Raw genomic sequence first — 17,294 nt, 5'->3', positions numbered from 1 at the left:
GCTACGCGACGGACAAAGGAGCCACTATGGGAACCCAGCAGCAGCAACTTGAAGCTTGGACGCAGCGCCTGCTGCAGTCCTTGGAGCTCGAAGGCACAGAGGTGGACATCGACGCGGTCCTCGACTTGGCCGCAGCAGCAGCACACAACGTCGTGCGGCCTGCTGCACCGCTCACCACCTTCGTCGCCGGGCTGGCAGCCGGCCTGGCTGCGGGAAGCGGGCAGGCTGATGAGGCACTCGCCATGCGGGCAGCTATCCGGGCAGCCCAGCGTGAATGCGACGCCGCAGGGACGCAGGAGCAGAAGTGAACGGCGCCGCACCCCTCATTCTGCCGCTGCAGCCGAACACTTCCTGGGAACAGGCACGGCGGGCTTCCCACGCCGCGGCCCGGCCGCTGCCGTTTGAGACGGTCCCGCTGGCTGAAGCACTTGGCCAGACACTTGCCTCCGACGCCGTTGCCCTCCAGCCCGTGCCGCACTACCCGTCGTCCGCCATGGATGGCTGGGCCGTGGCCGGAGCACCGCCGTGGACGCTTGTGACGGCCGAAGAGCCCGAACATGAGCGCTGGCAGATCCACCGCGAATCGGGCCGCCGTCCGCTGCAGCGGGGACAGGCCGTGCCGATCCTGACAGGTGGACTGATTCCGGCCGGAGGAGAAGCGGTGCTGCGTTCCGAAAACGGGGTGCTGCGTCCCGGGGATCCCCAGACCATCGTTCCGGGGCCTTCTGCCCGGGCTGACGAACCGCGGCCCGGTGAACACATCCGCCCGGCGGGGGAGGAAGCAGCAGCAGAAGAAACCACGATCCCCGCGGGGACGGTGCTGAACCCGGCCCACATCGCGCTGGCTGCGGTCTGCGGCCATGACACGCTGCCAGTGCTGCGGGCCCCACGGGTTTCGCTGCTGTTCACCGGGGACGAAGTCATCGAGTTCGGCCTGCCGGACTCCGGTCAGGTGCGGGACACCTTCGGCCCCCAGCTTCCGCAGCTGGTGGAAATGCTCGGCGGCAGGATTGATGCCGTGCGGCGGCTTCCGGACCGGCTGGAGGACGTCGTCGCGGCGCTGAGCACCGATGCTGTGGACGAAGCGTCCCTGGCGATGTCCTCCGGCGATGTGCTGGTGACCACCGGCGGCACGGGAACATCAGAGGCGGACCATTTGCGCCGCGCGCTGGAGTCCGTCGACGCAGAGCTGCTGATAGACGGCATCGCGATGCGTCCGGGCCACCCCACCCTGCTGGCACGCCTTCCCGACGGCCGGTTTGTGGTTGCCCTGCCGGGCAACCCCCTGGCCGCGATGATGGCGGTGTTCACGGTCCTGGAGCCGCTGCTTGACGGGCTTCGCGGCGCAGCGGCGGCACCGGAGCGCCATGTGCTGGCAGGGGTCAGCATCGACCCGATGCCGGGCAAGACCCGCCTGGTGCCGTGCCGCATCCAGGACGGGCGTGCCATGCCCTCGCAGTACTACCGCTCAGGCATGCTGCGGGGACTGGCCGACGCTGACGCCGTGATGGTGGTACCCGAAGGCGGCTGCAGCCCCGACCAGAGTATTACTGCGCTGCCGCTGCCGTGGCCGGTGAAGCAGGCTCCAACCGGATAATCACCGATTTCGATGTGGGGGTGCCGCTGACGTCAGCAACCGAGTCCAGCGGCACCAGCACATTGGCCTCCGGGTAGTACGCGGCGGCACAGCCCACAGGGGTGTTGTAGGCGACCGCACGGAAGCTCTCGGCGCGCCGCTCCACCCCATCCTCGTACTCCGAGACCATGTCCACCAGGTCACCGTCCTTGAGTCCGGCCGCCGCCAGATCGGCGGCATTGACGAAGACGACCCTCCGCCCGCCGTAAATGCCCCGGTAACGGTCATCCTTGGCATACACCGTGGTGTTGTACTGGTCGTGCGCACGCAGGGTCTGCAGGATGAGGCGGCCCTCGGGCACCTTGGGGTACTGCAGTTCATTCGCCGTGAATCGGGCCTTGCCCGTCGCCGTGGCAAACTTCCTGCCGTCACGGGGGCCGTTGGGAAGCACAAAACCTCCGCCGCCCCGCTTGATCTTGGACTCGAAGCCCTCGAACCCGGGAATGACGTTCTCGATGTGGCGGCGGATCACGGAGTAGTCCGCACGGGCAGCCAGCCAGTCCAGCTGCGGGGCGTTGTTCCGGAAGGGCGCTTTGGTCCCGGTGAAAAGCCGTTCCGCGAGTTCGCTGACGATCGCAACCTCGGAGCGGACCTGCGGGCCGGGCGGGTCCAGCCGCCCCTGGGATGCGTGGACGGCGCTCATCGAGTCTTCCACAGTGACCCGCTGGTCCCCGCTGGCCTGCGTGTCGCGGTCGGTACGGCCCAGGGCCGGAAGGATGAGGGCCCTGGTGCCATGGACCAGGTGCGACTTGTTCAGCTTGGTGGAGACCTGGACCGTCAGCGCCGTGTTGCGCAGGGCATCCTCCGTGACCAGGGAATCCGGGGTCGCGCGGATGAAGTTGCCGCCCATGGCCATGAACACGCGGACCTTCGAATCCCGCATGGCACGGATCGCGTTGACGGTGTCGAAGCCGTGGCGGCGCGGGGACTGGAATCCGAATTCGTCGTCGAGCCGGTCGTGGAAAACTTCCGGCATGCGCTCGAAGATTCCCATGGTTCGGTCACCCTGGACGTTGGAATGTCCGCGCACCGGGCACACTCCGGCTCCCGGACGGCCGACGTTGCCCTGGAGCAGCAGGACGTTAACGATGTCGCGCAGCATCGGTACGGAATGCTTGTGCTGCGTCAGGCCCATGGCCCAGCACACCACGGTGGATTTCGATGCGGTCAGGCGGGCGCCGGTGGCTTCGATCTGTGCGCGGGTCAGGCCGCTGGCAAAGCAGATTTCATCCCAGCTGGTCCGGCGGAGTTCGGCAAGGTAGGCGTCCAGCCCGTCTGTGTAGGACTTGATGAAGGCATGGTCGAACACGTTCCCGTGCTCTTCCTCCTGCTCGAGCAGGTATTTGCCGAGTCCCTGGAAGAGCGCCTGGTCCCCGCCCAGACGAATCTGGAGGAAGTCGTCGGCGAGCTGGGTTCCGCCGCCGAACTTGGTGCCGAGGATGCCCGACGCCGTCTGCGGGTTGTCGAAACGCAGCAGTCCCGCTTCCGGCAGGGGATTCACCGCGATGATGGTCGCGCCGTTCTTCTTGGCCCGTTCCAGGGCGGTCAGCATCCGGGGGTGGTTGGTGCCGGGATTCTGGCCGGCCACGATGATCAGGTCCGAGCCCTGCACATCGTCCAGGCTGACGGTGCCCTTTCCCACGCCCAGGGTTTCGGTCAGCGCCGAGCCGGAGGATTCATGGCACATGTTCGAGCAGTCGGGCAGGTTATTGGTTCCGATGCCCCGGACCATGAGCTGGTAGAGGAACGCGGCCTCGTTGGATGTCCGTCCCGAGGTATAGAACACTGCCTGGTCGGGGGAATCCATGGCGCCGAGTTCCTCGACGATCAGGTCATAGGCAGCGTCCCAGCTGATGGGGCGGTAATGGGTGTCACCGGCCTCGAGCACCATGGGGTCAGTGAGCCGGCCCTGCTGGCCCAGCCAGTAGTCGTCCATCTCCAGCATCTCGGCCACGGAGTGCTCAGCGAAGAACTCCGGCGGAACCCGGCGCTTCGTGGCTTCTTCGGCTACGGCCTTGGCCCCGTTCTCGCAGAACTCTGCGGCATGCCGCTTGTCTCCTTCAGGCCAGGCGCAGCCGGGGCAGTCAAAGCCCTTCTTCTGGTTGACGTTCATGAGGGTCTGCGCGCTGCGGAGCGCACCCATCTGGTCGAAGGAAATACGCAGGGAATTGATGACGGCCGGAAGGCCGACGGCATGGGTCTTGGGTTCACCCACCCGCAGTTCGGATTCGTCGATTCCGTTCTTCGGAGCCTTGCTTGGCACAGCCACCACGTCCTCATGTAAGAATTCACCTAGTCTGAAGTGAGGCCAGTCTAAGACTTATTGAGGAGCGATGGGATGGGACGGGTTTCACGGCGTGCCCGAATTACAAGGTTCCGCATCGACGGGACGGCCAGCAAGCGCGACGACGTACTGGCCGGCGAGGAACCGCTCGAGATCCGCTTCCAGGGCCGATCCTTCACGGTGACCATGCGGACGCCGGGCGATGACTTTGACCTGGTGGCGGGCTTCCTCGTCTCCGAAGGCGTGATTTGGGAAGCCGGCCAGCTCATATCGATGCGGTACTGCGCCGGCGTCGACGAGGAAGGCCAGCAGACATTCAACGTCGTGGACGTGCAGCTGCGCCCCGGTACGGCGCTGCCGGACACGGGCATGGAACGCCATGTCTACACCTCCAGCTCCTGCGGCATCTGCGGTACGGCCTCCATTGAAGCAGTGCGAAAGTCCTCCCATTTCGATGTCGCCGACGACGGCGTGCGGGTACCCCTGGACGTGCTGGCGTCGCTGCCGGACAGGCTCCGCGGGAGCCAGGCGCTCTTCGACAAGACCGGCGGAGTGCACGCGGCCGGACTCTTCACGGCCGAGGGAGAACTGCTGTGCCTCCGCGAGGACGTTGGCAGGCACAACGCCGTCGACAAGGTGGTGGGCTGGGCGCTCCGCAACGGCCTGCTGCCGCTGCGCGGCACGGTTCTCCAGGTCTCGGGCCGGGCCTCTTTTGAACTTGTTCAGAAAGCCCAGCTGGCAGGTATTCCGGTCCTGGCGGCGGTCTCGGCGCCGTCCTCACTGTCAGTGGAACTGGCGCGTGATGCCGGCATGACGCTTGTGGGGTTCAGCCGCGGCAGTTCGCTGAACTGCTACTGCTTCCCGGAACGGATCGAAGCGCGGGCAGAGGTCGCCGCGGGCACCGGGGCGGGTTCCTAGCCGCTGGGCAGCAGTACTTCGACGCAGGTGCCCTCGCCCACGGCGGAGTCAATGGTGAGCGTACCGCCGTGCTGGTGCACGATGTCCTGGACGATCGCCAGGCCCAGTCCGGTACCGGGGATGGCTGCAGCTGTGGCGTTCGACGCGCGGAAGAACCGTCCGAAGAGCCTGGGCAGGTCTTCAGCGGGGATGCCGATACCGGTATCCCGGACACAGATGCGCAGCATAGGAGCTTTGCCGTCCGTAACGGGAACGCGGCAGGCCTCCACATTGACCGACCCGCCGGGCGGCGTGAACTTCACCGCGTTGGAAACCAGGTTGCTGAAGACCCGTTCAAGCTGTTCGCGGTCGCCGTCCAGACGGAACGCCGAATCCGTCTCCTGCAGCGTGAGGCCGATATTCCGGCTTGCAGCAGCGGGGGTCAGGGAGGCGATGACCTGATCCAGGAGTTCGCTCAGGATCAGCTCCTCCACGTCCATCCGGGGTTCCTCGGCGTCTGAGCGGGAAATGGTCAGCAGGTCGCCGATCAGGTGGTTCAGGCGGCTGGCGTTGCGGCCGACGATTTCGAGCATCTGCGCAATTTCGGGCGAGATCCCGCCGCCTGACCCGTCGAGGATGAGATCCAAGTATCCGGTGATGGATGTCAGGGGCGTGCGCAGTTCATGGTTGATCGTGGCCACGAAGTCGGTTTTCTCCCGGTCCAGCTCGCGCTGGCGGGCCAGGACGGTGCGCTGGGCCGTAATCAGGTGGCCCTGCACCAGTCCGTGGGCGAGGTTGCCGCTGACGTGCTGGATCAGTGAAAGCTCCGTGGGAGTCCAGACCCGCTCCGTGTTTTCTCCCGCCAGCCAGATGATGCCGAACGGCCGGTCCCCGTGGCCCAGGGGCACGATCACCGAGGTGCGCAGCCCGGCCTCGCGAGGAGCCGGGTGCAGGATCGGGTGCGTGTCGCATTCAGGATCCCAGTGGTCCCGCGCGGCCAGCACCCGGCCGTTTTCCCACAGCATTTCCGCTACTTCGATGGCCTGGCCCGGGTCGGGGGCCGGGATCGCGGCACGGGTTCCGGGCCGGCTCCAGGAGGTCAGCAGCTCCGGCACCCGTTCATCGGGGAAGGTTGTCAGGGCGACGTGGTCGGCACCGAATACGCCGCCCAGGCCGGAGACAACGGCGTCGGCCATGACATGGGGGTCGTTCGTGGCGCGGACAGCAGCGGAAATGACACGCGCCTTGCCGCGCAGCAGGTTGTTCACCTCCCGGCGGCGGCGCACGGCCAGGGACTCGGCCCGGATCAGCGCCGCGCGGTAGGACAGCTCATTGCCGGCCAGCGGGCTCAGCACAAAGTCCGTGATGCCGCGCCGCACCATGTCCTCCACATCAAGGAGCTCACCCGTAGTGATGAGGATGACAGGGGGACCGGAGCCGTCGGCACCGGGGAGCAGCCAGCTGCGCAGGTCCGGCCCTGCGGCCTCCACCGTGGCCGTGTCGACGACGGCGAGCACGGGAAGCGGAGCGTCCGGGACACTGCCGGAGGACACCGGACGCAGCCGGGCGAATGAAAGCGCTTCTTCCACTGCACTGCGCAGTGCTGTGTCGCTGACGGCAACCAGCGCCGGCAGGTCATCGCCGGGGCTGTCGGTAGACAGCCCCTCGTGGGTCGGCGCCGTGGGCATAGCGGCCCTTTCACTCTGTGTTCCCGGCTGTGTGCGGGCGGTTTGAGTGTATCCCAGCGCCGGGCCTATCCCGTGGTGCAGGACACATCGTTACCTGTGTCCCCTCCGGCTGCTGCCGCGCCCGGGAATGACGCGGAAGCGGCGGCGGTTATGAACGGCAGGCACAGGGACTCCGTCGCTTAAGCTGGTAGGTGCCGCCAAGTAAGGAAGTTAGACGCATGAGCATGGAAGGTGCTGCGTGGAGTTCTCTGTATAAGATCTCCACGGCCAAAGGCACAGACAAGAAGATTTCCCGCGAGACGCTGAAGCGTATTCTCGGGTTCGCAGCCCCTTACCGCAGGCAGCTGATCGGCTTCCTGGCGCTGTCCACGCTGGGAGCGTTCCTCGCCGTAGCCACGCCGGTCCTTGCCGGTGAGGTGGTGAACGCCCTCGTGGCCCAGACCTCCGTGGAGACCGTCATCTGGCTGGCGGCGCTGATCGCCGTGGTGGCAATCGCGGATGCGGGGGTTTCCCTTGCCACCCGCTGGTTCTCCTCCCGGATCGGCGAGCAGGTCATCCTGGACCTGCGGACCGCCGTCTTTGACCACGTCCAGCGCATGCCGATCGCCTTCTTCACCCGGACCCGCACGGGCGCGCTGGTCAGCCGCCTGAACAATGACGTCATCGGCGCCCAGCAGGCTTTCAGCGGAACGCTCTCCGGTGTGGTGAGCAACGTCGTCGCACTGGTCCTGACACTGATTGTCATGCTCAATACGTCCTGGCAGGTGACCGTGCTGGCCATGCTCCTGCTCCCGGTGTTCCTGGTGCCGGCGCGGCGGATGGGCGGACGGCTTGCCGCGCTCCGGCGCGAGGCCGCCAACCACAACGCCTCCATGGGCACCCAGATGACCGAGCGGTTCTCCGCTCCCGGCGCCACCCTGGTGAAGCTCTTCGGCCGGCCCGAGGCGGAATCCACGGAATTCGCCGTCCGTGCTGCACGGGTCCGGGACATTGGCGTGAAGACAGCCATGATGCAGTCCATCTTCGTGACGGCACTGACCTTGGTTTCCGCGCTCGCACTGGCCCTGGTGTACGGGTTGGGCGGCTACTTTGCCCTGACCGGCACCCTGAACACGGGCGACGTCGTGACCCTGGCCCTGCTGCTGACACGGCTGTACGCACCGCTGACCTCGCTGGCGAATGCCCGGGTGGAAATCATGAGCGCCGTCGTCAGCTTTGAACGCGTATTCGAGATCCTGGACCTCAAGCCGCTGATCCGGGAGAAGGAAAAGACCGCTCCGGTTCCCGCCGGACCGCTGGGCGTGGAGTTCGACAACGTGAGATTCGCCTACCCCACGGCGGACAAAGTCTCCCTGGCCTCCCTGGAAGACGTGGCGGTCCTGGACAGCCGCGGAGGAGAAGACGTGCTCCACGGAGTGTCGTTCAGGGTGGAGCCCGGCCAGACGGTGGCACTGGTAGGCAGCTCCGGCGCCGGCAAGTCAACGATCGCGCAGCTGCTCTCCCGCCTGTACGACGTCGATTCAGGGGCTGTCCGTTTCTCCGGCACCGATGTCCGCGACCTCAGCTTTGAAGGCATGCGTTCGGCGCTTGGCATGGTGACGCAGGACGGGCACCTGTTCCACGAGACGATCCGTTCCAACCTGCTGCTGGCGAACCCCGAAGCCTCCGAAGAAGAGATCTGGGATGCCCTGCGCCGGGCGCGGCTCGAAGACCTGATCCGGTCGCTGCCGGACGGGCTGGAGACCATGGTCGGGGAGCGGGGCTACCGGCTCTCCGGCGGAGAACGCCAGCGAATGACCATCGCCCGGCTCCTGCTGGCCCAGCCGCGCGTCGTCATCCTCGATGAAGCGACCGCCGCACTGGACTCCACTTCTGAGGCAGCGGTCCAGGCAGCCCTTACCGAAGCGCTCGAAGGTCGTACCGCCGTCGTGATTGCGCACCGCCTCTCCACGATCCGCAACGCGGACCGAATCCTGGTGGTGGAGGACGGGCGGATTGTCGAGCAGGGCACGCACGCGGAACTGCTGGCGGCCCGGGGCCGCTACGCCGAACTGCACAACACCCAGTTCGCGACCGGCGAGCCGGCGTCCGTGGCTGACTAGGCGCCGGCGACGATCACCTTTGTGCCTGCGGCTTCGAAGGCGGCTTTTTCCTCTGCAGTAATCCCTGAGTCCGTAATCAGGTTGCTGAAATTGAAGCCGCTGAGCGTCGCGAAGCTGCGGGCACCGATCTTGGACGAATCGGCCACTACGTAGGTCTGGGAGGCACGCCGGGACATCAGCGCATTCACGGCGGCTTCGGCTTCGTCATTGATGGTCGGGCCCACCTCCGGGTCCAGGCCGTTCACCCCGACAAATGCCAGGTCCAGCGCCACCCGCTGCAGGATGGTGTCCGTGTACGGTCCCACCAGCTCATAGGAACGCGGATTGACGACGCCGCCGGTCACCATGACGCGGATATTCGGCCTGACGACCAATTGGGCAGCGATGTTAATGGCGTTGGTGACAACCGTCAGTGTCGGCTTGCTGGAGGTTTCCATGAGGTCCCGGCGCATGCCGAGCGCGTGGGCGATCGCCGTGCTTGTGGTACCGCCGCAGAGTCCGATCACTGCGCCCTTGGGCACCAGGGCGCTGGCAGCCTGGGCGATTGCCTGTTTCTGGGCGGCCTGGTCGTCGCGCGCGTACCGGGAGGGAAGGTCGTAGGCAACCGCGTCCATCCTGGCACCGCCCCTGGTACGGGTGAGCAGCCGCTGCGCGGCGAGGGCATCAAGATCCCGGCGTGCCGTGGCGGGAGAAACCTCCAGCTGCGAGACGATGTCCTCCACCAGGACCTGGCCCTGCGCGGCGAGCAGATCGAGGATTGCGTTCAGCCGCTCTGTCTTTTCCATGGGTTCCTAGTCTTCGCCGGGGCAGTGGCACCCATGGAGCGAGAAGAGCGTCAGCAACCGGCCTGCCTCCGGTGCCAGAGCCTCCCGGCCCGCGCGGAGGTACTTCCGTGAATCCACCAGAGACGGGTTCTGTTCGAGCGCCCCGCGGACTGCACGGGTGAAGAAGCTGTTCAAATGGGTGGAAACATTTATCTTAGTCATCCCCGCCCGAATGGCCGCGACCAGCATGGCGTCGCTCACACCGGAGGATCCGTGCAGGACCAGCGGAACGTCCAGGCTCCTGCGCAGCTCGGCAATCAGGTCCAGATCCAGGGCGGCTGACCGATCGGTCATGGCATGGGAGGACCCGACGGCGACCGCCAGGGCATCGACTCCCGTTGACAGGACAAAGTCCACGGCTTCGAACGGGTCGGTGCGGATTCCGGGGGCGTGTGCGCCGTCCTTGCCTCCAATCTCCCCGAGTTCCGCCTCCACGAAGACGCCTGCTGCCTCGGCATGCTTCACCACTCGTGCTGTTGCGGCAACGTTCTCGCTGTACGGCAGGCGCGAAGCGTCGAACATGACGGAGCCGAATCCCAGCTCGAGCGCGCTGTGCACCAGTGCTTCGTCCTCGGCATGGTCTAGATGCAGTGCCACGGGGACGGAGGCAGCGGATGCCACGGACCTGCAGGCCAAAGCCAGCGGTTCCAGGGCCCCGTGGTACGCGGAGCAGTTTTCCGAGATCTGCAGGATGACCGGCAGGCCTGCTTCCTCCGCACCCATGACGATCGCCTCGGCTGTTTCAAGGTGCAGGACGTTGAAGGCGCCTATGCCGGTTCCGGTCGCAGCTGCGTCCTGCACCAGCGTGCGGGTAGGTGTGAGGCTCATGCGTTTTCCTCCTGTGTCAGGGCTGCGCCCCGGGTAACCCGATGTACCTGCACTTCGTCCGCGAAGGAGGCATAGCGGGGAGATATTTCGCCGGCAGCCGGCATGAGAACAGCGGCTGCGGACCAGGCCGTCGCGGCCCGCAGCCAGGTCGCCGGATTAACGTTGCCGGCGGCCAGCTGGACGGCAACCGCCGCGACGGCGGCGTCCCCGGCTCCGGTGGGATTTCCCGGCAGGCTGCGGCCCAGTGATGCAGTGTAGAAAGCGCCCGTCTCCTCCGCGGTAAAAAGCCACATTCCCTCAGCGCCCGCGCTGACCAGGACGTTCCGGGCTCCGGCCCGCAGGAGCGCTGCCGCGCCTGCGGGGACGCCAGCCTGCCTGGTTGCCTCCGCCAATTCCTCGCGGTTGGGTTTGAGCAGGAAGGCGCCCGCGGCCGCGGCCTCCAGGAGTGCGGGGCCGGAGGTGTCAATGATGCACGGCAGCCCGGACGCGTTGCCGAGCCGGACCAGCCGGGCGAAAAAATCGGGGGGAGCCTGCGGCGGGAGGCTGCCCGCACCAACCAGGCAGCCTGCATGGGGGAGTTCGGCTTCGACAGCTCCCAGCAGGTGCTCCCCTTCCCCCGGCGAAAGCGGGAATCCTGTTTCGTTGAAGATGCTCGTCAGCCCGCTCCCCTCATCAACGAAGGCCATGCTTCGCCTAGTGGGTGCTGCGGTGTCCACGAGCACGTGGGGCAGGCCGGAAGAAGCCAGTTCGGCTCGGAATATTTTCCCCGCCGGACCGCCGGAGGGAGCGACCGCCAGCGCCCGGTAACCGAGCTGGTGTGCCACGCGGGCCGCGTTGATGCCTTTGCCTCCGGCCCGGGCCAGCGGAGGCTGCACGCGGTGGGTGCTTCCCGGTATCAGGGCGGGAACGGCGTACGTCTCGTCGAGAGCGGGGTTCGGGGTCAGGGTGAGGACCGTGCCGGGAACCTGGTTCATGCGGTTGCCGCCAGCAGGTCCCGGGCGCGCAGCGCGGCCCCCGTCAGGCCGGCATCCTGTCCAAGGACGGAGCTGAGCAGCCGGGGACGGCGGTGGAAGGAGAGGCGGGAATCAACCAGCCGTGCCACCGGATCCAGCAATGCGCTGCCGGCCTGGGACAGTCCGCCGCCGAAGATGACCGCTTCACTGCCCAGCACCGCGGTTATCGAAGCGACGACAGCGGCGAGGGCCTCGACCGCCTCGTTCCAGATCCTGGCGGCGTCGGTGTTCCCGGCAGCAGCCGCGGCCAGGACCTCCCGGGCGCCGGAGACAGGCACGCCGGTGAGCTCTGTGTAGCGGCGGGCAATGGCACCTGCTGAAGCGACAGTTTCCAGGCAGCCCGAGGCGCCGCACGCGCAGGGGATGCCGCCTGCCACCGGGGCATGCCCGATTTCACCGGCGAACCCGCCGCCATGGACGCGCCGGCCGTCGCAGAACAGGGCTCCGGCGATCCCGGTGCCGATGACCATGACGACGGCATCCCGCAGTCCGCGTCCGGCGCCGAGCCGCATCTCGGCTTCACCGGCCAGGCCGACGTCGTGTCCGAACGCCACCGGCAGTCCGGTCGCCTCCTCGACATTGCGGGAGAAGGGATAATTCCGCCAGCCGAGGTTCGTGGAGAGGATGCCGACGCCGGATACCTCATCCACGAGGCCCGGAACCACCAAACCGATGGATCGGACGGGCACACTGCCTGCCTGCTCCTGGTAATCCGCCAGAAGCCGGGCGACCTCTTCGACAACGACGTCGCCTGGACGCTGGGCGTCGCGGGGCGTGGAGAGCCGTCTCAGGCCGTGGAGTGTGCCCGAGCCGTCCTGGAGGGCGACCTTGATGTCGGTGCCGCCGACATCGAGGGCGAGGACGAGTCCGTTCCCGTCCCGGGGAACCAAGGGGTGCATTTGGAGTCCTAGTCGTCCAGGATGACGGAGCGGGTCAGGTTGCGGGGACTGTCAGGGTTCAAACCAGCGGCCAGTGCCCTTTCCAGTGCGACTTTGTGGACCCGGACGAGTTCGGCCAGCGGATGCCGGCCTTCGGCCTCGAACCGCGCGCCCGCAGCACGGACGTCATCGCCGAGTCCAGCGGGCTCCGGAGCCAGGAGCCAGGTGACCCTCCCCGGTGCAGCTATCGCAATCGGGCCGTGGCGGTATTCCATGGCGGGATACGATTCCGTCCACTCCTGGGCTGCTTCCCGCATTTTGAGGGCCGCCTCGTGGGCCAGGCCGACGGTCCAGCCCCGGCCCAGGAAAGTAAACTGTCCGGCTTCCAGCAGGGGCGCGGGAGTGCTTTCCTCCAAGACCCCGCGGGCATCGGCGACCGCGTCCGAGAGATCCCAGCCGAGGGAGGAAAGCAGGTAGCAAAGCGCTGCCGTGGCGAAGCGGGTTTGGACAACGGATCTTTCGTCGGCGTACGGCAGTGCAATGACGGCATCGGCCAGTTCGGCGGCAGGCGTTCCCGTTGCTCCCAGCACGAGGACCGTCCGTGTTCCTGTGCCGCGGAGGCTGGACATGAGTTCCAGGATTTCGCTGGTGGTCCCGGAGCGCGTGATGGCAACTACGGTGTCGTATCCCCGTGCCGTAAGGCCGGCGGCTTCAGAGGCGGCAAAAGCGTCGGTGACTCCGTGGCCGGCACTCTCACGCGCAGAGGCGTAGGCCTGTGCCATGAACCACGAGGTGCCGCACCCCACCACGGCCACTCTCGCTCCGCTGCCCGGGAGCAGCTGCTCGCCGCCTGCCTGGCTGATCGCGCGTTCCCAGATCCCGGGCTGGGACTGGAGTTCTTCGCGCATCCATTGCCCCGGAAGGGTGGCGGCGGATGCTGTGGTCGCAGATTCGGGCATTTCGGGCTGTGCTCCTTTTCGAAGGATGCGCCTCACTCCCGGGGCGCGCGATTACTTCATGGTGCATCTTGATTGCTTTAGATGTCCAGCAATCATAAAAAATCATCCTAGCTGGTGGCCCGTTTCCGCCCGCAAAGCCGCGAAGCCCGCACGTTTCGGTGTCATGAAACTTTTTCCAACCTCTTGACTCTGTGCACTGGGCAGGAAATTATGTGGCATCTGCTTGCTTGCTTGTGATTGTGAACAGGTAGAAAAAGTCATGATTTATCACGCGCCCTACCGGTCCATCACTTGAAAGAGGATTCAATGAAGAGAAAACTCCCCCTGGGCCTCATGGCGGCCGTCGCCGCCGGCACCCTGGCAGTCTCCTCCTGCGGCTTCGGCGGGGGAGGGGACAGCGAAGACGGCGCCACCACCCTGAACATGCTGGTCCCCACGTATTCCGACGGCACCAAGGCCCTGTGGGAGGGTGTCATCGAGGAATTCGAGGCGGCCAACGAGGACATCGACATCAATCTCCAGGTCGAGTCCTGGGAGAACCTTGAATCAGTCCTGCAGACCAAGATCCAGGCAGGGGAAGCGCCGGACATTTACAACGGCGGTGCTTTCTCCGCCTTCGCGGAAGAGGGACTGCTCTACCCCGCGGCGGATGTTGCCTCCGAGGAGACAATCGCCGACTTCCAAGAATCGTTCGCGGAGAATGAAGCGCTGGACGGCACACAGTATGGTCTGCCGCTGATTGCTTCGGCACGTGCCCTCTTCTACAACCAGGACCTGTTCGACGCAGCCGGCGTCGAGGCTCCGCCCACCTCCTGGGATGAGCTGCATGAGGCCGCGAAGAAGATCTCGGCGACAGGAACCCCCGGATACGGTATGCCGCTGGGGTCCGAGGAAGCCCAGGGTGAGAGCCTGATCTGGTTCGCAGGCAACGGCGGCGGCTTCGGCGACGAATCGGAAATCACCGTCAACAGCCCGGAAAACGTTGAAGCGGCGGAGTTCATGAAGAAGATGATCACCGACGGCGTCACGCAGCCGGACCCCGGAGCCACCCAGCGCACCCCCATGCTGAACGTCTTCGCACAGGGCCAGATCGGCATGGTCTACGCCCTTCCGCAGACTGTGGGACAGATTGAGGAAGCGAATCCTGACCTCAACTACGGTGTCACCAGTGTTCCGACGAACACGGGTGAGCCGTCTACCCTTGGCGTCGCTGACCGTCTCATGGCGTTCAAGAACGACGACACCAAGGCCGAGGCCATTACCGCGTTCATGGACTTCTTCTTTGCCGAGGACCAGTACGTGAACTGGGTCCAGACGGAGGGCTTCCTTCCCACGACGAAGAGCGGATCCGAGGCCATGGCGTCGGACGAAACCCTGAAGCCCTTCCTCGAGATGCTGCCCAGCGCCAAGTTCTACCCGACAACGAACCCGGCCTGGAATGCCACCGACGGTGCCTTCAAGTCCCTGATGGGCCAGTTGGAAGACCAGGACGCGGCTACGGTCCTGGAGCAGATCCAGTCCAAGGCAGACGCTTCCTAGACCGGACAGAGCAGCACGGATACAGCAGCACAGATACAGCAGAACAGATGCAGCAGCAGGGGCCGGTCCGCACGCCGGGGGCCGGCCCCTCAGCCCGAGAACGGTAGCCAGACATGAGCATACTGACCACGCCGCGGACATCGGTTCCGGGACGGAAACCGCCGAAACCGAAACCACGGACGAAGGCACAGAGGTCCCGGGAAATATTGGCAGCCCTTCCCTGGATAGGCCCGGTGCTGCTGCTGATATTTGGCGTGGTGGTCTTTCCCGCCGGTTACATGATCTACAGCTCAACGCGGAAGATCAGCCAGGCAGGCACCAACGTCGAAGGTGTGGGCCTGGCAAACTTCGCCACGATCTTCAGCGATCCCAATCTTCCCCGCATCCTGCTCAATACGGTGGTGTGGGTAGTCGTCGTCGTGAGCTTGACGGTGCTGATCTCGCTCGCCCTGGCGAACTTCCTCAACAAGCCGTTTCCCGGCCGGACACTGGTGCGCATGGCCGTCGTCGTGCCTTGGGCCGCCAGCGTCGTCATGACTACCACTGTGTTCTATTACGGGCTGGACCGGGACTACGGAATCATCAACAAGTTCATGGTGGACATCGGGCTGATGGACAGCCCTTACGGCTTCACCAAGAACGTTGCCTCCGCCCTTGCGGCAGCGATCATCGTGGGAGTCTTTGTGTCCCTGCCGTTCACTACCTACACCCTGCTTGCCGGATTCCAGGCTATCCCCGGCGACACACTGGAAGCCGCGAAAATGGACGGAGCTGGACCCGCCAAGACGTTCTTCAGCGTCGTCCTGCCGCAGCTGCGCGGTGCCCTGGCCGTTTCGGTGCTGATCAATATCATCAACGTCTTCAACAACCTGCCCATCCTGAGGATCATGACGGGTTCCATTCCCGGATACAACGCGGACACGTTGATGACCTACATCTTCAAAGTGCTCCAGTTCGAGCGGCGGCTCGACATTGCCAGTGCGCTCAGCGTGGTCAATTTTGCCGTGGTGCTCGTGATCGTCGCGGTGTACGTCAAAGTCGTCAAGCCCATGAAGGAGGCCTAGATGGCCGCCACCGCGCCCGTTCCCGTTCACGTCCCGGCACCGCTGAAGCTCCGGACACGCGGCAACAGCACCGCCGAAAACAGCCGGCGCCGCATGGGCCTGCGCTCTGCAATCGGGGCAGTCATTGCGCTGGTATTCCTGACGCCTTACCTGATCATGCTGGTCGGTTCGCTGAAGACCCGGTCCGAAATCCTCGCTGTGCCCCCGGCCTACTTTCCCCAGGACGGACTGCAGTTCGGCAACTACGCCTCCATGTGGGACACGCCTGAAACGCCGCTGACCTTTAACTTGATGTCTACGGTCATCATCGCCGTGTGTTCGACCATCCTGGTGCTGCTGGTGGCTACCCCGGCCGCGTATTACACGGCACGCTTCCGCTTTCCGGGACGGATGGCCTTCCTGTTCCTGGTGATCATCACCCAGATGCTCCAGCCCGCTGTCCTGACCGCCGGGCTGTTCCGGCAAATGCTGTGGCTGGACCTGAACGACACGTGGCTTGCCATGATCCTCATCAACGCCGCCTTCAATCTCTGCTTCGCACTCTGGATCATGCACAGCTTCTTTGCCGCCATTCCCAAGGAAATCGACGAGGCTGCACAGATCGACGGCGCAGGGCGGCTGCGGGTGCTTTTCACCGTGAACCTCCCGCTGGTGTGGCCCGGCATTGTCACCGCAGTGATCTTTACCTTCGTGTCGGCGTGGAACGAATTCGCCGCCAGCCTGGTCATCATGTCCACGGCGGAGAACCAGCCGCTCTCAGTGGCACTGACGAAGTTTATTGGCCAGTACTCCACCAGCTGGCAGTACGTCTTCGGAGTCTCAATCGTCGCGATCGTCCCGGTGATCATTCTCTTCGCAGTCATTGAGAAACGGCTCATCGGTGGCCTGACAGCCGGCGCCGTCAAATAGCCGGGAGCCCGCGGGGCATAAAAAAGTGCCCCCGGCCGGAATCGAACCGACGACCTGCCCTTTAGGAGAGGGCCGCTCTATCCTACTGAGCTACGGAGGCGTGGCTGCCGGGTGCCGGCAGCGATAGACAGCTTACCTGTTTTCCCCGGCTGATGCGGCGCCGGCCTCGGCCGCGCCGCCGGACTCCTCCAGCGCCTGCAGATGTTGGGAGTAGGCCTGCCGCATGCCGTTGAGGAAGCTGTGGATGGTTTCCAGCTCATCCTCGCTGTAGCGGTCCATGACCTGGCTCGTCAGCAGGCCCAGCGGGCCAAAGTAGGCGCCGGCGAGCTGGCGGGCCAGGGCTTCGAAATGCAGCGTCACTTTGCGGCGGTCCTGCTCCGAACGGGTCCGGTGGATGTGCCCGATCCGCTCCAGCCGGTCGATCACTGCAGTCGTGGCTCCGGTGGATGTTCCCAGCAGGCTGCTGAGCCTTCCCGCGGTGAGCGGTTCTCCCCGCACTTCGGCTTCCATAATCAGGGTCAGTGCCCGCATGTCGGTGGAGTTCAAACCGTGGCTGTGGGCGAAAGCGTCCGCGACCAGCTGGCCGTCCAGGCCCAAGCCCCGCACGGCATTCACGATCTCAAGCCTCAGCTCATTTCTCTCCACGGGTACATAGTAGCTCCATGTTGAAGTA

The 17,294-nt window shown here is 65.5% G+C and carries 15 protein-coding genes and 1 tRNA gene; 7 read left to right on the top strand and 9 right to left on the bottom strand.

What is annotated here, in order from left to right:
* Positions 1-26: 26 nt before the first annotated feature.
* On the top strand, positions 27-308 hold the full coding sequence (locus LOC59_RS12980; protein WP_227897558.1) for a DUF6457 domain-containing protein: 282 nt from the start codon (positions 27-29) through the stop codon (positions 306-308).
* The gene (locus tag LOC59_RS12975; RefSeq protein WP_227897559.1) at positions 305-1,597 is read left to right on the top strand and encodes a molybdopterin molybdotransferase MoeA; all 1,293 of its coding nucleotides are present in this window, start codon (positions 305-307) and stop codon (positions 1,595-1,597) included. The genes LOC59_RS12980 and LOC59_RS12975 overlap by 4 nt, the downstream gene beginning before the upstream one ends.
* On the opposite strand, the gene LOC59_RS12970 is transcribed toward LOC59_RS12975, so the two are convergent.
* Complete coding sequence (locus LOC59_RS12970; RefSeq protein ID WP_229972425.1) at positions 1,548-3,899, bottom strand: FdhF/YdeP family oxidoreductase; 2,352 nt, start codon at positions 3,897-3,899, stop codon at positions 1,548-1,550. The two genes, LOC59_RS12975 and LOC59_RS12970, sit on opposite strands and share 50 nt — an antisense overlap.
* A 75-nt stretch (positions 3,900-3,974) precedes the next feature.
* Here LOC59_RS12970 and fdhD point away from each other — a divergent pair, with 75 nt between their 5' ends.
* Positions 3,975-4,838, top strand: coding sequence for a formate dehydrogenase accessory sulfurtransferase FdhD (gene fdhD, locus LOC59_RS12965; RefSeq protein WP_229972414.1), 864 nt, complete (start codon positions 3,975-3,977; stop codon positions 4,836-4,838).
* On the opposite strand, the gene LOC59_RS12960 is transcribed toward fdhD, so the two are convergent.
* On the bottom strand, positions 4,835-6,505 hold the full coding sequence (locus LOC59_RS12960) for an ATP-binding protein (protein ID WP_229972411.1): 1,671 nt from the start codon (positions 6,503-6,505) through the stop codon (positions 4,835-4,837). The genes fdhD and LOC59_RS12960 overlap by 4 nt on opposite strands.
* 218 nt (positions 6,506-6,723) lie before the next feature.
* Between LOC59_RS12960 and LOC59_RS12955 the strand changes: the two genes are divergently transcribed.
* Positions 6,724-8,607, top strand: coding sequence for an ABC transporter ATP-binding protein (locus tag LOC59_RS12955; RefSeq protein ID WP_227917448.1), 1,884 nt, complete (start codon positions 6,724-6,726; stop codon positions 8,605-8,607).
* Here the strand turns inward: LOC59_RS12955 and LOC59_RS12950 are convergent.
* From LOC59_RS12950 to LOC59_RS12930, 5 genes are read right to left on the bottom strand one after another with little or no spacing between them, the layout of a single operon-like run.
* Positions 8,604-9,392, bottom strand: coding sequence for a DeoR/GlpR family DNA-binding transcription regulator (locus tag LOC59_RS12950; RefSeq protein ID WP_227897564.1), 789 nt, complete (start codon positions 9,390-9,392; stop codon positions 8,604-8,606). The genes LOC59_RS12955 and LOC59_RS12950 overlap by 4 nt on opposite strands.
* A gap of 6 nt (positions 9,393-9,398) precedes the next feature.
* Positions 9,399-10,259, bottom strand: coding sequence for a class II fructose-bisphosphate aldolase (locus tag LOC59_RS12945; protein ID WP_229972409.1), 861 nt, complete (start codon positions 10,257-10,259; stop codon positions 9,399-9,401).
* Positions 10,256-11,233, bottom strand: coding sequence for a 1-phosphofructokinase family hexose kinase (locus tag LOC59_RS12940; protein ID WP_229972407.1), 978 nt, complete (start codon positions 11,231-11,233; stop codon positions 10,256-10,258). The genes LOC59_RS12945 and LOC59_RS12940 overlap by 4 nt, the downstream gene beginning before the upstream one ends.
* The gene (locus tag LOC59_RS12935) at positions 11,230-12,171 is read right to left on the bottom strand and encodes an ROK family protein (protein ID WP_229972405.1); all 942 of its coding nucleotides are present in this window, start codon (positions 12,169-12,171) and stop codon (positions 11,230-11,232) included. The genes LOC59_RS12940 and LOC59_RS12935 overlap by 4 nt, the downstream gene beginning before the upstream one ends.
* Before the next feature lie 8 nt (positions 12,172-12,179).
* Positions 12,180-13,109 carry an SIS domain-containing protein gene (locus tag LOC59_RS12930; RefSeq protein WP_227917444.1) on the bottom strand — a complete coding sequence of 310 codons (930 nt, stop codon included), beginning with the start codon at positions 13,107-13,109 and terminating at the stop codon, positions 12,180-12,182.
* Between the two features lie 306 nt (positions 13,110-13,415).
* On the opposite strand from LOC59_RS12930, the gene LOC59_RS12925 reads away from it, so the two are divergent.
* The 3 genes from LOC59_RS12925 (at position 13,416) to LOC59_RS12915 (ending at position 16,621) form a co-directional block, all read left to right on the top strand.
* Positions 13,416-14,648 carry an extracellular solute-binding protein gene (locus LOC59_RS12925; protein WP_227897569.1) on the top strand — a complete coding sequence of 411 codons (1,233 nt, stop codon included), beginning with the start codon at positions 13,416-13,418 and terminating at the stop codon, positions 14,646-14,648.
* 206 nt (positions 14,649-14,854) lie between these two features.
* Complete coding sequence (locus LOC59_RS12920) at positions 14,855-15,712, top strand: carbohydrate ABC transporter permease (protein ID WP_227917443.1); 858 nt, start codon at positions 14,855-14,857, stop codon at positions 15,710-15,712.
* A complete protein-coding gene (locus LOC59_RS12915) occupies positions 15,713-16,621 on the top strand; it encodes a carbohydrate ABC transporter permease (protein ID WP_229972403.1) in 909 nt (302 codons plus the stop codon). It begins immediately after the preceding gene.
* Positions 16,622-16,647: 26 nt separating this feature from the next.
* Here the strand turns inward: LOC59_RS12915 and LOC59_RS12910 are convergent.
* Positions 16,648-16,721 (bottom strand) — tRNA-Arg (locus LOC59_RS12910).
* Positions 16,722-16,753: 32 nt separating this feature from the next.
* A complete protein-coding gene (locus LOC59_RS12905) occupies positions 16,754-17,266 on the bottom strand; it encodes a MarR family winged helix-turn-helix transcriptional regulator (protein WP_227897572.1) in 513 nt (170 codons plus the stop codon).
* Between the last annotated feature and the right edge of the window lie 28 nt (positions 17,267-17,294).

The organism is Arthrobacter sp. zg-Y916 (assembly GCF_020907385.1).
GTDB classification, from domain to species: Bacteria; Actinomycetota; Actinomycetes; order Actinomycetales; family Micrococcaceae; genus Arthrobacter_B; species Arthrobacter_B caoxuetaonis.
Note: the sequence above shows the minus strand (reverse complement) of the source record. Positions and strands in the feature narration are given on the sequence as shown.

What these genes read in the sequence shown, in the direction of transcription:
- LOC59_RS12980 (WP_227897558.1), top strand. Translation starts at nt 27, where the DNA reads ATGGGAACCCAGCAGCAGCAACTTGAAGCTTGGACGCAGCGCCTGCTG.
- fdhD (WP_229972414.1), top strand. Translation starts at nt 3,975, where the DNA reads ATGGGACGGGTTTCACGGCGTGCCCGAATTACAAGGTTCCGCATCGAC.
- LOC59_RS12960 (WP_229972411.1), bottom strand. Translation starts at nt 6,505, where the DNA reads ATGCCCACGGCGCCGACCCACGAGGGGCTGTCTACCGACAGCCCCGGC.
- LOC59_RS12955 (WP_227917448.1), top strand. Translation starts at nt 6,724, where the DNA reads ATGAGCATGGAAGGTGCTGCGTGGAGTTCTCTGTATAAGATCTCCACG.
- LOC59_RS12950 (WP_227897564.1), bottom strand. Translation starts at nt 9,392, where the DNA reads ATGGAAAAGACAGAGCGGCTGAACGCAATCCTCGATCTGCTCGCCGCG.
- LOC59_RS12945 (WP_229972409.1), bottom strand. Translation starts at nt 10,259, where the DNA reads ATGAGCCTCACACCTACCCGCACGCTGGTGCAGGACGCAGCTGCGACC.
- LOC59_RS12940 (WP_229972407.1), bottom strand. Translation starts at nt 11,233, where the DNA reads ATGAACCAGGTTCCCGGCACGGTCCTCACCCTGACCCCGAACCCCGCT.
- LOC59_RS12935 (WP_229972405.1), bottom strand. Translation starts at nt 12,171, where the DNA reads ATGCACCCCTTGGTTCCCCGGGACGGGAACGGACTCGTCCTCGCCCTC.
- LOC59_RS12930 (WP_227917444.1), bottom strand. Translation starts at nt 13,109, where the DNA reads ATGCCCGAATCTGCGACCACAGCATCCGCCGCCACCCTTCCGGGGCAA.
- LOC59_RS12925 (WP_227897569.1), top strand. Translation starts at nt 13,416, where the DNA reads ATGAAGAGAAAACTCCCCCTGGGCCTCATGGCGGCCGTCGCCGCCGGC.
- LOC59_RS12915 (WP_229972403.1), top strand. Translation starts at nt 15,713, where the DNA reads ATGGCCGCCACCGCGCCCGTTCCCGTTCACGTCCCGGCACCGCTGAAG.